11 protein-coding genes are annotated in these 12,679 nt (G+C 74.6%); 6 read left to right on the top strand and 5 right to left on the bottom strand.

Going from position 1 to position 12,679, the window contains the following annotated elements; translation table 11 throughout:
- Positions 1–53 precede the first annotated feature (53 nt).
- Positions 54–461, top strand: a complete 408-nt coding sequence (locus QSK10_RS07630) for a MerR family transcriptional regulator (RefSeq protein ID WP_285661900.1) — start codon at positions 54–56, stop codon at positions 459–461.
- A gap of 31 nt (positions 462–492) precedes the next feature.
- On the opposite strand, the gene QSK10_RS07625 is transcribed toward QSK10_RS07630, so the two are convergent.
- A complete protein-coding gene (locus QSK10_RS07625; RefSeq protein WP_285661899.1) occupies positions 493–2,595 on the bottom strand; it encodes an ABC transporter permease in 2,103 nt (700 codons plus the stop codon).
- Complete coding sequence (locus QSK10_RS07620; RefSeq protein WP_285661898.1) at positions 2,592–3,248, bottom strand: ABC transporter ATP-binding protein; 657 nt, start codon at positions 3,246–3,248, stop codon at positions 2,592–2,594. Before QSK10_RS07620 ends, QSK10_RS07625 begins: the two co-directional genes overlap by 4 nt.
- Before the next feature lie 121 nt (positions 3,249–3,369).
- Between QSK10_RS07620 and QSK10_RS07615 the strand changes: the two genes are divergently transcribed.
- Together QSK10_RS07615 and QSK10_RS07610 are read left to right on the top strand one after the other, a co-directional pair.
- A complete protein-coding gene (locus QSK10_RS07615; protein WP_285661897.1) occupies positions 3,370–4,542 on the top strand; it encodes a sensor histidine kinase in 1,173 nt (390 codons plus the stop codon).
- The gene (locus tag QSK10_RS07610; protein WP_285661896.1) at positions 4,539–5,198 is read left to right on the top strand and encodes a response regulator; all 660 of its coding nucleotides are present in this window, start codon (positions 4,539–4,541) and stop codon (positions 5,196–5,198) included. The genes QSK10_RS07615 and QSK10_RS07610 overlap by 4 nt, the downstream gene beginning before the upstream one ends.
- Here QSK10_RS07610 and QSK10_RS07605 read toward each other — a convergent pair.
- The gene (locus tag QSK10_RS07605) at positions 5,156–6,157 is read right to left on the bottom strand and encodes a helix-turn-helix transcriptional regulator (RefSeq protein ID WP_285661895.1); all 1,002 of its coding nucleotides are present in this window, start codon (positions 6,155–6,157) and stop codon (positions 5,156–5,158) included. The genes QSK10_RS07610 and QSK10_RS07605 overlap by 43 nt on opposite strands.
- A 62-nt stretch (positions 6,158–6,219) precedes the next feature.
- Between QSK10_RS07605 and QSK10_RS07600 the strand changes: the two genes are divergently transcribed.
- From QSK10_RS07600 to QSK10_RS07590, 3 genes are all read left to right on the top strand, one after another.
- Positions 6,220–7,233, top strand: a complete 1,014-nt coding sequence (locus QSK10_RS07600) for an MDR family NADP-dependent oxidoreductase (protein ID WP_285661894.1) — start codon at positions 6,220–6,222, stop codon at positions 7,231–7,233.
- Positions 7,233–8,369 (top strand): winged helix DNA-binding domain-containing protein, encoded by a 1,137-nt coding sequence (locus tag QSK10_RS07595; RefSeq protein WP_285661893.1) that lies wholly within the window; start codon positions 7,233–7,235, stop codon positions 8,367–8,369. The genes QSK10_RS07600 and QSK10_RS07595 overlap by 1 nt, the downstream gene beginning before the upstream one ends.
- Before the next feature lie 67 nt (positions 8,370–8,436).
- Positions 8,437–9,060 (top strand): GNAT family N-acetyltransferase, encoded by a 624-nt coding sequence (locus QSK10_RS07590; RefSeq protein ID WP_285661892.1) that lies wholly within the window; start codon positions 8,437–8,439, stop codon positions 9,058–9,060.
- On the opposite strand, the gene QSK10_RS07585 is transcribed toward QSK10_RS07590, so the two are convergent.
- Together QSK10_RS07585 and QSK10_RS07580 are read right to left on the bottom strand one after the other, a co-directional pair.
- Positions 9,042–9,296 carry a hypothetical protein gene (locus QSK10_RS07585; protein WP_285661891.1) on the bottom strand — a complete coding sequence of 85 codons (255 nt, stop codon included), beginning with the start codon at positions 9,294–9,296 and terminating at the stop codon, positions 9,042–9,044. The genes QSK10_RS07590 and QSK10_RS07585 overlap by 19 nt on opposite strands.
- A gap of 113 nt (positions 9,297–9,409) precedes the next feature.
- Positions 9,410–12,547, bottom strand: coding sequence for a S8 family peptidase (locus QSK10_RS07580; protein ID WP_285661890.1), 3,138 nt, complete (start codon positions 12,545–12,547; stop codon positions 9,410–9,412).
- Positions 12,548–12,679 lie beyond the last annotated feature (132 nt).

Here is a 12,679-nt window from a genome sequence, read left to right as displayed (position 1 = left end):
CGGTACCGTAGGACCTGACATCAGTGTCAGCGTCAAGGCGGAAGGGTGCCGGAATGCGCATCGGCGAACTCTCGCGGCGGACCGGGGTGAGCGAGCGGTCCCTGCGCTACTACGAGCAGCAGCACCTGCTGTCCTCCGAGCGCACCGCCGGTGGCCAGCGCGAGTACGCCGAGCGGGCGGTCGACCGGGTCGTGCTGATCCAGGAGCTGTTCGCCGCCGGGCTGCACTCCAAGACCATCGCCAAGCTCCTGCCGTGCATGCGCGACAGCGACGGCGGCCCCAACGAGATGGCCACCGACAGCCTCGTGGTGGAGCTGGTCGACGAGCGCGACCGCATCGGGCGGCTCATCGCCGACCTGGAGCGCTCCCGGGAGGTTCTCGACGAGGTCATCGGCAAGGCCGAGGAGGTCCGGGAGCGCCCGCTCGCTCAGGCCAGCGCGCCCACCGGCGCGCCCGGGTAGGCGGTGTAGCCCCCGGGACCGCCGGTGTGCATCACTCGCCGCGCAGCGCGGTGGCGGTGCGGACGCCGGCCGCCCAGCTCGCCGGGCACAGCGCGCCCAGCACCGCGATCACCGGCCCGGCCACCGCGACCGCCGCCAGCAGCCCCGGCCCGAACACCTCCAGCGCGGCCACCGGCAGCTTCGTGCCCGCCCCCGATCCCATCGCGGGCACGACGTAGGTGTGCAGCGCCATGCCCGCCGGGACGCCCAGCAGCGCGCCGAGCAGCCCGGCTGGCGCGATCGAGGCGACCACCCCGGCCACCGTCTGCCGGGGCGTCATCCCGAGCGCCTTGTGGACGCCCAGGTCGCGCGCCCGGTCCCGCACGTCCAGCACGACGCCGTTGACCACGCCCAGCCCGGCCACCGCGACCAGCAGCACCGTGAACGCGGCGGCGATGGCGTTGAGCGCGCCGATCATCTGCCCGCCGCCGTCCCCGGAGTCCTCGGCCACCAGCCCGAGCGCGGCGATCTCGTCGGCGGTCGCGCCCGCCACGTAGAACATGTCGGGCTCCATGCCCAGGTCGCCCGCCGCCGCGAGCACCCGCATCCCGTCGAAGCGGGTGTCGAAGACCTCCCCGACGATGGTCAGTGTCGTGCCCTCGACGGTCACGGTGCCGCCGATGGCGGTCCCGGTCGCGGCCAGGAACGGCCCGGCGGCCACCGCCTCCCCGGGCGCGCTGAACCAGCGGCCCTCGGTCATCCGGTAACCGGCCAGCGCCGTGTCGCCGGTGAGCCCGGTGACGTCGGTGTTGCGGCCGGACACGATGCGCTCGGTGGTCCGCGAGCCGTAGAACCGGTGTCCGGCGAGCTTGGCGGCCACCCCCGCCGGATCGTCATGGGCCTCCACGGTCACGTCCAGGCCGTGCGAGCGGGCCGCGGCGACCTCGCCCAGGGACGTGGCGAGCCCGGCGGCGAAGGTGACCGCCGCCGCGCCCAGCGCCACCGCCAGCAGCACCGCCGCCGCCCGGCCCGGCCGGGCGAAGGGCCGCGCGAGCCCCAGCGAGACCGAGCGCGGCAGTGGCGAGCGCGCCGCCAGCGCCGCCGCCCGGCGTCCCCTGGCGCGGCCGGTGGCGCGGGCGGGCGCGAGGGCGTCGACGGTCCGCAGGCGCCCGGCGCGAGCGGCGGCAGCCCACGCGACCACGGCGACGATCAGGGGGAGCCCGATCGCGGCCGCGACGGTCACCGGCGGGTTCGGGCCGGACGGGACGGTCCGGTAGGCCTCACCGGCGGCCTCCAGCAGCGGCACCGCCCCCAGGTTGCCGATGACACCGCCCAGGACCACGCCGACCGCGGCCGGGACCAGTGCCCGCGCGACGTAGCCGCGCACGACCTGCGCGGGGGTGAAGCCGACGGCCTTCAGGACGCCGATGCGCCGCCGCCCGCCGCTGACCGCGCCCGCCACGACGTTGCCGACCACCAGCCCCGACAGCACCAGGCCGAGGACCCCGAAGGCCGACAGGAACGGCAGGTAGACGCCGGTGTCCCGCTCGGCGGCGGTCTTCACGTCCAGCCAGGACGCGGCCGCCTCGACCGGCCCGAGAGCGGCCTTGGCGGCGTCCACGGCCTCGGGGTCGGACAGCCGGTAGAGCATCTGGGTGCGCCCTTTCGCCCACGCCGCCGCCTGCGCGGGCGTCGCCCACGCCGAGGCGGTGCCGGTGACCGAGTAGGCCGTCCCGACGATGGTCAGCTCGCGCCCCTCGACGGTGAAGGCGAACCCGGGCGGGGGCGGGCCCTCGCCGGGCAGGGCGGACATGACGATCTCGCCGTCGGCGGCCGGCCAGCGCCCGTCGAGCAGGGTGAGGGCGTCGATGCCGCCGCCCTCCTCGCGCCCGGCGATGGCCAGGGGGATCTCGAATCCCTCGCGGGACCTCGCGGTGACCATGGCCAGCGGGTAGGGCCCGGCGGAGGCGGCTACGCCCGGCGCGCTCGCGGGGAGGTTCGTGCCGGTGACGGCGAGGTGGGCGCCGTTGTGTGCGGCGAAGGCGTCCTCGAAGGGCCCGTCGGAGACCGCGAGGAGGTTGCCCGCCAGCACCGCCGCGGTCATCGCGATCAGCGCCGACAGCGCGATCACGATCGCCGGGATCCGGCGGCTCATCCCAGCACCTCGCCGTCGGCGAGCCGCACGGTCCGCGTCGCGCACGCCTCGGCCAGCGCGAGGTCGTGGGTGACCAGGACGATGGTGTGCCCGTCGGCGTGCAGGTCCTTCATCAGGCCCGCGACCTCGGCCCCGGCGGCCGAGTCGAGCGCGCCGGTCGGCTCGTCGGCCAGTAGCACCGGCGGGCGGTTCATCAGGGCGCGGGCCACCGCGACCCGCTGCCGCTGGCCGCCGGAGAGGCGGGCGGGGTGGGTGTCGCCGAAGCGGCCGACGCCCAGGTCGTCCAGCAGCCGCTTCGCGCGCTCCTCGGCGGCCTTGCGGGACAGGCCCAGCAGGCGCGCGGGGAGCAGCACGTTCTCGGTGACGGTGAGGTCGTCGAGCAGGTGGAAGAACTGGAAGACCATCCCGATCCGGGCTCGCCGGTGCTTGGCGGCGGCGGTCTCGCTCATGCCGTCGACCCGCACGCCGTCGACGGTGACGGTCCCCGAGTCGGGCCGGTCGAGGCCCGCGATCAGGTTCAGCAGCGTCGACTTGCCGCTGCCGGAGGGCCCCAGCACCGCCACCGACTCACCCGCCGCCACCGACAGGGACGCGTTGTTGAGCGCCGGGGGGCCCGCGTCATAGGCGCGGGTCACATGGTTCAGCTCGATCATGCCGGGGACGCTATGGCCGCGCCCCCGTCCGCGTCGTCGCCCGCACGAGCGCAAACCGCGCCCGCCGCGACTACATCGCGCGGATGATGCCGCTGGGCGCGCGGGCGGGAAGAATGGTCCGGTGATCCACCCGCTCACCCTCCTGTGGCGGGCGAGCGGGCCCGCGCACCGGCCCATCGTCCGCAATTACCTCTTCGACACCGCCCTGGCGCTGTTCCTGTCGGTGATGGTCGCCAATTTCTCGCTGTTCGGCATGTACTCGCGGTCTCCCACGGCCGCCGACCGGGTGCTGATGACCGCGATCGGCGTCCTGTCGGCGCTGCCGCTGATCTGGCGCCGCCGCTTCCCGCTGACCACGCTGAGCGTGATCCTGGGCGTCACGCTGGCGTCGATGCCGGTGATGAACGGGCGGCTGACCTACTACCACCTGGTCGTCGCCTGCGTGACCGCCGTCCTCTACGGCCGCTACCTGGTGGCCACGGTGGCGCTGCTGCCCCTGGCGGGGGTGCTGGTGGCGGTCCGCTCGGAGGACGGCTGGCCGATCATCCCGGCCCGCTACGCGCCCCTGCTGGTGCTGGTGCCGTTCGTGCTGACCGCCCTGGGCGTGCGCGACTGGCGGGACCGCACCACCGCCGAGCGCGAGCGGCTGGCCCGCCTGGAGCACGCCCGCGAGGAGGAGCTGCGCGCGGCCGTCGCCGACGAGCGCGCGCGCATCGCCCGCGAGCTGCACGACGTCGTCACGCACGGGGTGAGCGTCATGGTCATCCAGTCGGGGGCGGCCCGGCGGGTCATGGACGCCGACGGCGAGCGCGCCCGCGAGGCGCTGCTGGCGGTGGAGGCGACCGGGCGGGACGTGCTGGGGGAGCTGCGGCACGTCGTCGGGCTGCTCGGCGCGACCCCCGAGCTGGCCCCGCAGCCGGGCCTGGACGAGCTGGACGGTCTGGTCGGGCGGCTGCGCGACGCCGGGCTCCCGGTGACGCTGCGGGTGGAGGGCGCCGCCGAGGTACCGCCCGGCCCGGCGCTGGCCGCCTACCGGGTGGTCCAGGAGGCCCTGACCAACACCCTGCGCTACGCCGTGGGCGGTTCGGCGGCGGTGACGGTGGTGCGCGCGCCCGAACGCGTCCACGTCGAGGTCACCGACACCGGCGGCCCGGCGGTCCCCGGCGGCGGCGGGCACGGGCTGATGGGGCTGCGGGAGCGGCTGGCGCTCTACGGCGGCGAGCTGAGCGCGGGTCCCCGCCTCGGCGGCGGCTGGCGGGTCGCGGCCACGATCCCGATCGGAGCGACGGCATGAGCCCGCGCGTGGTAATCGCCGACGACCAGACCCTGGTCCGCAGCGGCTTCGCGATGATCCTGGGCGCCGACGGCGTCGAGGTCGCCGCCGAGGCCACCAACGGCGCCGAGGCCGTCGAGGCCGTCGAGCGCACCCAGCCCGACGTGGTCCTGATGGACGTGCGGATGCCCGTCATGGACGGCCTGGAGGCCACCCGGCGGATCCTGCGCGGCGAGCCCGGCGAGCCGCGCGTGATCATCCTGACCACCTTCGACCTCGACGAGTACGTCTACGCCGCCCTGGAGGCCGGGGCGAGCGGGTTCCTGCTCAAGGACGTCACGCCCGAGCAGCTGACCGCCGCCGTCCGGCTCGTCCGCGACGGCGACGCGCTGCTCGCGCCCACCATCACCCGCCGCCTCGTGGCCCGCTTCGCACGCCCGGCCCTGGCGCCGAGCCCGTCGCTGGCGGCGCTGACGCCCCGCGAGGTGGAGGTGCTGGAGCTGCTGGCGCGCGGGCTGTCCAACGCCGAGCTGGCCGCGCGCCTGTACCTGTCGGAGGCGACGGTGAAGACGCACGTCGCGCGCATCCTGGCCAAGCTGGGGCTGCGCGACCGCGTCCAGGCGGTGGTCGCCGCCTACGAGGCCGGGCTGGTCGTCCCGGGCTCGGATGGGGACTGATCTTCTGATGGGGACTGAGCCGCGTCGGTGAACAGCTCGCCCGCCCGGCGCAGGTGGTCGCGCAGCTCCGGCGGGCCCAGCACGGTGAACGGCGCGCCGAGCCCGGCCAGGATCGTCGCCGGGTCGGCGAGGTCGTGGACGTCCATGGTGAGCAGGGTGCCGCCCTCGGCGGCCGCCACCCGGCCCCAGCGCCCGGCGGCGGCCGCGACCTGCTCGACGGGGGCGCGCACCAGCACCTCGACGTGATGGCGGGTCGGCACGCCCGAGATCTGCTCGCGGACGTAGGCGGCGGCATCGCCGCCGGGCAGCTCGCGCGGGCGGAACCGGTCGCCGGTGGGGGCGGCGTCCACGAGCCGGTCGAGGCGGAAGGTGCGCCAGGCGTGCCGGTCGAGGTCCCAGGCCACCAGGTACCAGCGCCCGGCGTGCGGCACCAGCCGCAGCGGCTCGACCAGGCGCGCGGTGACCGCGCCGCCGTGGGCGGTGTAGCCGAAGCGCAGCCGCTCGGCGTCGCGGCAGGCCAGCGCGATCACGGTCAGCGCGGCGGAGTCGATCGCGGGCAGGCGCGGCGGCGCGGCCACCGTCGAGGCGCGCAGGGCCTCCACCCGGTGCCGCAGGCGCGGCGGCATCGCCTGGACCACCTTCGTCAGGGCCATCACCGCGCTCTCCTCGACCCCGGACACCGCCCCGGCGGCGGCGGCCATCAGGCCGATGGTGATCGCGACGGCCTCCTCGTCGTCCAGCAGCAGTGGCGGCAGCGAGGTGCCGGTGGCCAGCTGGTAGCCGCCGTCCACACCGCGATGGGCGTCCACGGGGTAGCCGAGCTCGCGGAGCCGGTCGATGTCGCGGCGCAGGGTGCGCGGCGAGACGTCCAGCCGCCCGGCCAGCTCGGTGCCGGGCCAGTAGCGGTGGGTCTGGAGGAGGGACAGCAGTTTCAGGGTCCGTGCGCTGGTGCTCGCCACGTCACAACTGTTTCGTCGATTGCGGCCGGAAACTGGCCGCAATTGACTTTAGTCTTCGCCACATGACGAACACGAGCCCCTCCACCACCACCGAGATCCGCCTCGCCCGTCACGTGACCGGCGACCCGTCGCCCGCCGATTTCAGCTTCGCCGAGGTGCCGGTGACCGCTCCGGGCGAGGGCGAGGTCCTGGTCCGCACCGACTACCTGGGACTGTCGGTGGCCTACCTGGAGATGATGCGGGAGGACACGATCCTGCCGATCCCGCCGTGGCGGGTGGGCGACCGCGTCGGCGGTGGCGGCGTGGGCACCGTGGTCGCCTCCGGCAGCCCGGACCTGGCCGTCGGTGACCTCGTGCAGACGATGGCCGGCTGGACGGAGTACTCCACCGGGCCCGCCTCCGCCTACCCCCGCCTGGACCGCGACGCGCTGCCCACGCCCGTGCACCACCTGAGCCAGGGCACCACCGCCTTCTACGGCATGGCCGAGATCGCCAAGGTGACCGAGGGCGACGTCGTGTTCGTCTCCGGCGCCGCCGGTGGCGTCGGCTCCCTGGCCGGGCAGATCGCCGAGCGCCTGGGCGCCGCGAAGGTCATCGGCAGCGCCGGTGGCCCCGCCAAGGTCGCCTACCTCGTCGACGAGCTGGGCTTCGACGCCGCCTTCGACTACCGCGACGGCTCGGCCTCGGCGCACCTGCGCCGCCTGGCGCCCGAGGGGATCACCGTCTTCTTCGACAACGTCGGCGGCGAGCAGTACGCCGCCGCGCTGGACAACGCCGTCCCCGGGGCCCGCTTCGCGCTCTGCGGGTCGCTGTCCACCCAGATCGGCGGGCACGCCGACCGCTTCCCCGAGCCGGACGCCGAGGCCGCCGCCGCCAAGGACGTCACGCTCCTGCCGTTCTCCACCTGGCACACCCCCGAGCAGGTCGCGGCCTGGAAGGAGCACTTCGCCGCTTGGCTGCGAGAGGGCTTCGTCTTCCCGCACACCGTCGTCGACGGCGGCCTCGCCGCGGTCCCGGACGCACTGGTGTCCCTGCTGGGCGGCGCCCACCGCGGCAACGTCTCGGTGCGGTTCTGATGCGCACCACCTTCGAGCGGGCCACCGCCCGCCGCCTCGCCCGGCACGGGCTCGCCGGGCCCGTGCCGGGCGACCGGCTCGCCGCGCAGGCCGGGGTGATGTGCGGCGTGCACGCCCAGGTCATGTCGGCGGCGGAGATCTCGCTGGCGCTGCGGGTCGAGGGCGGCACGCGCGAGGCCGTCCGCGAGGCCCTGTGGAGCGACCACGCCCTCATCAAGACCTACGGGCCGCGCGGGACGGTGCACGTGTTCCCGGCCGCCGACCTGGCGGTGTGGGCGGGCGCGCTGGGCGCGGCGGCCCCCGCGTCCCGCTTCGCCGACGGCGTCCGCCTCACCGCCGCCCAGGAGGACGAGGTCGTCGCGGCCATCGGCGCGGCCCTGTCCGGCGGCGAGCTGACCGCCGACGAGCTCGGCGACGAGGTGGTCGCGCGCACCGGGCCCTGGGCCGGGGACCTCGTCATGCCCGCCTTCCAGGGCATGTGGCCGCGCTGGCGGCAGGCGATCAACGTCGCCGCGCACCGGGGCGTCCTGTGCTTCGGGCCGAACCGGGGCCGCAAGGTGACCTACACCAACCCCGGCCGGTTCGTGCCCGGCTTCGCCCCCGTCGCCGCCGGCGAGGCCGACGCGGCGGTCCTGCACCGGTTCCTGCACGCCTACGGACCGGCCACACCGCAGCAGTTCGCGCAGTGGCTGGCGGTGTCCAAGACCTGGGCCGCGCGGGTCTTCGAGACCGCCGACATCGAGCGCGTCACCGTCGACGGCGCCGAGGCGTGGGTCAACGCCGGCGACACCGGCTTCGGCGAGGAGCCCTCGGGCGTGCGGCTGCTGCCCTACTTCGACGCCTACGTCGTCGGGAGCCACCCGCGTGAGCGGCTGTTCCCGGGCCGCGCGGTGTCCCGCGCCCTCGACGGCGGGCAGGCCGGGACCTTCCCGGTGCTGCTCGTGGACGGCGTGGTCGCCGGGGTCTGGCACCAGAAGGCCGGGCGCCGCCGGACCGCGATCACCGTGGAGGCCCTGGACGAGCCCGGCCCGGCGCTGCGCGCGGCGATCGAGGAGCAGGCCGAGCGGATCGCGGCGATCCAGGGGCTCACGGCCGCGCTGACCTTCGGCGAGATCACCGTCGGCGCGCACGCCTGAGTGGCCGATCGGGACGTGGCGGGGCATGATCATTCTGTTCGTGCCCCGCCCCTGATCAGGAGTCCCCGTGCCGAAGTCTTCCGGTGGTATGGACGCCCCCGTCCTGCGCGGCGAACGCGTGCGCCTGGAGCCGCTGTCCCAGGACCACGCCGCCGGGCTGGCCGCCGTCGTCGACGCCGACCGCGCCACCTACGGCCACACCGTCGTCCCCACCGCCGCGACCGTGCCCGCCTACATCGACGAGCAGCTCGCCCGCCCCGGGCTCACGCCCTTCGCGCAGATCCGCGTAGCCGACGGGCGGCCCGTCGGCTGCACCGGCCTCTGGTTCCCGCGCACCTGGCCCGGCAGTGAGGAGCTGTGCGCGATCGAGATCGGCTGGACGTGGCTGGCGCCCACCGCGCAGCGCACCGGCCTCAACGCCGAGGCGAAGCTGCTGCTGCTCACCCACGCCTTCGAGGACCTGCGCGTCCAGCGCGTCGACTTCAAGACCGACGCCCGCAACGAGCGCTCCCGCCGCGCCATCGCCGCCCTCGGCGCGACCTTCGAGGGCATCCTGCGCAGCTGGTCCCCGTCCCGCACCCCCGGCGAGGAGGGACTGATGCGCGACTCGGCGATGTTCTCGATCATCGCCCCCGAATGGCAGGACGTGAAGACCCGGCTGCGGGGGCGCGTCTATTCGTCGGGTTCCTGAGCCCGCGTCAGGCCCTCGGGCGTGACACCGACGGAGTGGACCTCCTCGGCGCCCTCGCCCTGGGTCCGGCCGCGCACGTAGGGCGGGTTCGTGCCGCCCAGCTCGGCGATGGACTGCACCACGGTCCGGTCGTCGAAGGGCAGCACCGCCAGCCAGCCCCGGACCGGGCGGGCGGCCCCGCCGTCCCGGGCGGCCATGGCGCGCAGCACCGCGATGGCCTCGGGATTGATCTTCATGTCCCCATCGTCCCAGCCACCCGCCGCGAGGTCTCAAGGATCGCCACACGGGGTATCACCCACGCGCGGAAGCGGCCCGCGCGCGCACGCGGGCCGCTTCCGGTCTCGCCGGGCTACTTCAGCCCGTAGGAGCGGATGGTCGTCTGGACCGAGGAGTTCCCGTCGGCGTCCACCATCGTCATGCGCGTGGACACCCCGGTAGCCCCGGCCGGGTGGAACAGCACCGCCACGGCCGTCTCGCCGTAACGCGCCACCGGGACGGTCGTCCAGGTCTTGCCGTCGTCGTAGGAGACGTCGAAGGTCAGCGACTTGGTCGCCGCCTGCCCGGTGGGCGTGAGCACCGACAGCGACACCAGCTGCGGCAGCCTCGCCGAGGCGAAGCCGTCCTTGACGCCGGTGGCGTTCAGCCGCACCGCGCGCATCAGCACCGGCAGGGACGTGTCGGGCTGATAGCCCTGCTTCCAGCGGTACTCGGCGCTGGCCCGGGTGCCGATCGCGCTCCACGGGACATCACGCTCGGCGTCCAGCCGCAGTGTGAAGTCGCCCGACAGGCCGTCGGGGATCACGAAGCGGTTGGTGAAGCCCAGGTCGGCGTCCAGGACCCGCTCGCCGTTGGCGTCGAGGGAGATGTGGCTGTTCGGTGAGCCGTAGGAGCTCTGCCGCTCCGGGTCGGGCGAGGCGAACATGCCCAGGTTGGCGGTGATGAAGTGGTTGTAGCGGCCGATCGGGGTGTAGCGGGCGTCGAAGCCGAAGCTCAGGGGTGAGCGGTTCCAGCGCGGCTTCGCCGTCTGCCCGAGCGCGGCGGTGAACCGCCCGCTCTCGTCCTCGTCACCGTCGCCCCAGGACAGGATGCCCGACCAGAGGCCCGGCGAGTAGTAGACGGTGACCGTGCCCGGCGCCGGGTGGCTCGTCCCGGTCCACGTCCCGGCCCCGGAGGGACCGAACATGAAGAGCGCCTTCGTGCCCGTCACGCCCCGGCTCTCCACCTGGTGGTCGACGCGGGCCAGGTCCGCCCGGCGGAAGAACACGTCCAGCCCGGCGGGCAGCGGCCCGTCCGTGCGGTGCGTGACGTAGATGGACTCGGTGTCGGTGCGGTACACCGCGAACATCTCCAGCCGGGCCGGAGCCGTGGAACCGCCCGGCAGCAGCCGCATGCCCTGGGGCCAGGCGTTGGTGTACATCTCCTCGCCGGGCTCGCCGATGGTGAACCAGAGGTCGCCGCTGGACAGCCGCTCGCCCTCGCCCTCCAGGTCCAGCGTCACGGGCTTCGCCGCGCGCAGGTCGAAGGGCAGGGACGTGTCGGCCCGCACCTCGATCTCGCCGACGCCGAGGGTGGAGTAGTGCTCCTCGCCGAGCACGGTGAAGAAGGTCAGCATGACGCGGTAGTGACCGGGGGAGACCCGGGGTTCGATCGGCTCGCCCGCGCCGGGCAGCCAGCCGCGCTCACCGTTGTCGAGGTTGATGTAGTCGATGCTGTAGAAGTCGGTGGTCTCGCCGTCGGGCTTGGTGACCGGCAGCGAGAGCGTGTACAGCTCCGGCTCGGTGCTGGCGCCCACGGCCGTGCGGACCGACGTGGTGGCGTCGGAGGCGACCAGCTCGGCGGCGAAGTCGCCGTAGCCGCGCGCCGGGTCCGGGTCGTAGGACACCGCCACGGTGGCGCTGCCGTGCGCGGGGACCGTCACCTGTGGACTGTCCACACTGAACCCGGGCGCGGCCCGGGTGAGGCTCACGTCGAGGGTGACGTCGGTGTCGCCGTCGTTGGTGTAGGTGACGGTCTTGGTGGCGGCCGGCTGGTCCTGCGGGTAGGCGAACATGCCGAAGCCCACGCCGCCGTCGGCGGTGACGTGCTGGCCGATCGCGCGCGTCAGGTCGAGCCGTCCGGCGCCTTCCTGGAACGCGCTGAGCCCGTCCAGGCCCTTGGCGGAGGAGACGAGGGTGCTCTTGAGGCGCGCGGCCGTCCAGTCCGGGTGCTGCTGCTTGAGCAGTGCCGCCGCGCCGGTCACGTGCGGGGTGGCCATCGAGGTGCCGCTGTGGGTGGCGTAGTCGCCTTCGCCCTCGGTCCCGGCGGCCCGCGCGGCGGTGATGTCGCTGCCGGGCGCGGTGATGTCGGGCTTCATCGACCAGTCGTAGTTGGGGCCCTGGCTGGAGAAGTCGGAGCGCTCGTCGGTCTTGGTGACGCTGGCGACCGTCAGCGCCGAGGGCGCCGAACCCGGCGATTCGATGGTGCGCGGCTCGTAGGAGTTGCCCGCCGCGACGGCGAACAGCGTCCCGGACTCGGCGGTCAGCCGCTCCAGCGCCGCCACCACCGGGTCGTCGGTGCCGCCCGCCGGGCCGCCCAGCGACATGTTCGCCACGTCGGCGCCCTGCGCGACCGACCACTCCATCCCGGCGATGATGTCGCTGAACTGGCAGCTGCCGTTCACGCACACCTTGGCGATCAGCAGATCCGCCTTCGGCGCCACGCCCTTGTACCGCCCGTTCGAGGCGGCGCCCGAACCGGCGGCGATGGACGCCACGTGCGTCCCGTGCCCGATGTCGTCGGCGCCGTCGGGCGCGGTGCCGGTGAAGTCCCTGATCGCCTTCACCCGCCCGGCCACGTCCGGGTGGGACGTGTCGAGCCCGGAGTCGATGATCGCGATGGTCGTGCCGGTCCCGTCGTAACCGGCGGCCCACGCGGCCGGGGCCCCGACCTGCGGGACGCTCACGTCCAGCGCCGGGCGCATCCGCCCGTCCAGCCACACCTTCGACGCCCCGGCGGCCTTGAGCCCGGTGCCGCTCATGCTCGCCCACAGCGCGGTCATCGCCTCACCGTCCATCGTGGACGCGGTGGCGTCGATGCTGTCGAGCCGGGTCCCATCGGCGGCCAGGGACCTCGCCGCGCTCCCGCCGGAGACGATCAGCGGCAGCGCGCCGGTGTCGGCGTACCCGTCGCGCAGCAGCCCGCTCACGTTGAACAGGCGCTCGTCGAGCCGCCCGTCGGTGAACGCCCGCACCGCGTCGCCGGGGATCACGTACCGGTCCCCGTTCCGCGTCCGGTTCAGGTGCCCGACGCCCTCGCGTCCCTTCCCCGGCAGGAAGACCGCCGTGCCGTCGGCCTCGATCCGCACCCGGTCGCCGGTGATGAGGGTGAGCGTGTGCGTCCGCCCGTCCCCGGGCGCGGCCACCGGTACCGGCGTCGCGGCCGGATCGGCCTGTGCGGCGTGCGCCGACCCGAGCAGCAGCGTCACCGCAGCCGCGCCGGCCAGTGCCATTCTTCGCGTTCTCTTCACTCGCGCTTCTCCCCGTTCGTAGGTGACGGCGGCGGGCCACCGTCCTTTCACGACGGTCCACATGGGGCCAATGAGACAAACGAGGTCGACGGGGTGAAAGGTTGAGAAGATCGA

The organism is Actinorhabdospora filicis (genome assembly GCF_030269765.1).
Classification (GTDB): domain Bacteria; phylum Actinomycetota; class Actinomycetes; order Mycobacteriales; family Micromonosporaceae; genus Actinorhabdospora; species Actinorhabdospora filicis.
This window is presented reverse-complemented; position numbering and strand designations above follow the sequence as displayed.

Coding starts and splice junctions, on each gene's coding strand:
- QSK10_RS07630 (WP_285661900.1), top strand. CDS start 54: ATGCGCATCGGCGAACTCTCGCGGCGGACCGGGGTGAGCGAGCGGTCC.
- QSK10_RS07625 (WP_285661899.1), bottom strand. CDS start 2,595: ATGAGCCGCCGGATCCCGGCGATCGTGATCGCGCTGTCGGCGCTGATC.
- QSK10_RS07620 (WP_285661898.1), bottom strand. CDS start 3,248: ATGATCGAGCTGAACCATGTGACCCGCGCCTATGACGCGGGCCCCCCG.
- QSK10_RS07610 (WP_285661896.1), top strand. CDS start 4,539: ATGAGCCCGCGCGTGGTAATCGCCGACGACCAGACCCTGGTCCGCAGC.
- QSK10_RS07600 (WP_285661894.1), top strand. CDS start 6,220: ATGACGAACACGAGCCCCTCCACCACCACCGAGATCCGCCTCGCCCGT.
- QSK10_RS07595 (WP_285661893.1), top strand. CDS start 7,233: ATGCGCACCACCTTCGAGCGGGCCACCGCCCGCCGCCTCGCCCGGCAC.
- QSK10_RS07585 (WP_285661891.1), bottom strand. CDS start 9,296: ATGAAGATCAATCCCGAGGCCATCGCGGTGCTGCGCGCCATGGCCGCC.
- QSK10_RS07580 (WP_285661890.1), bottom strand. CDS start 12,547: ATGGCACTGGCCGGCGCGGCTGCGGTGACGCTGCTGCTCGGGTCGGCG.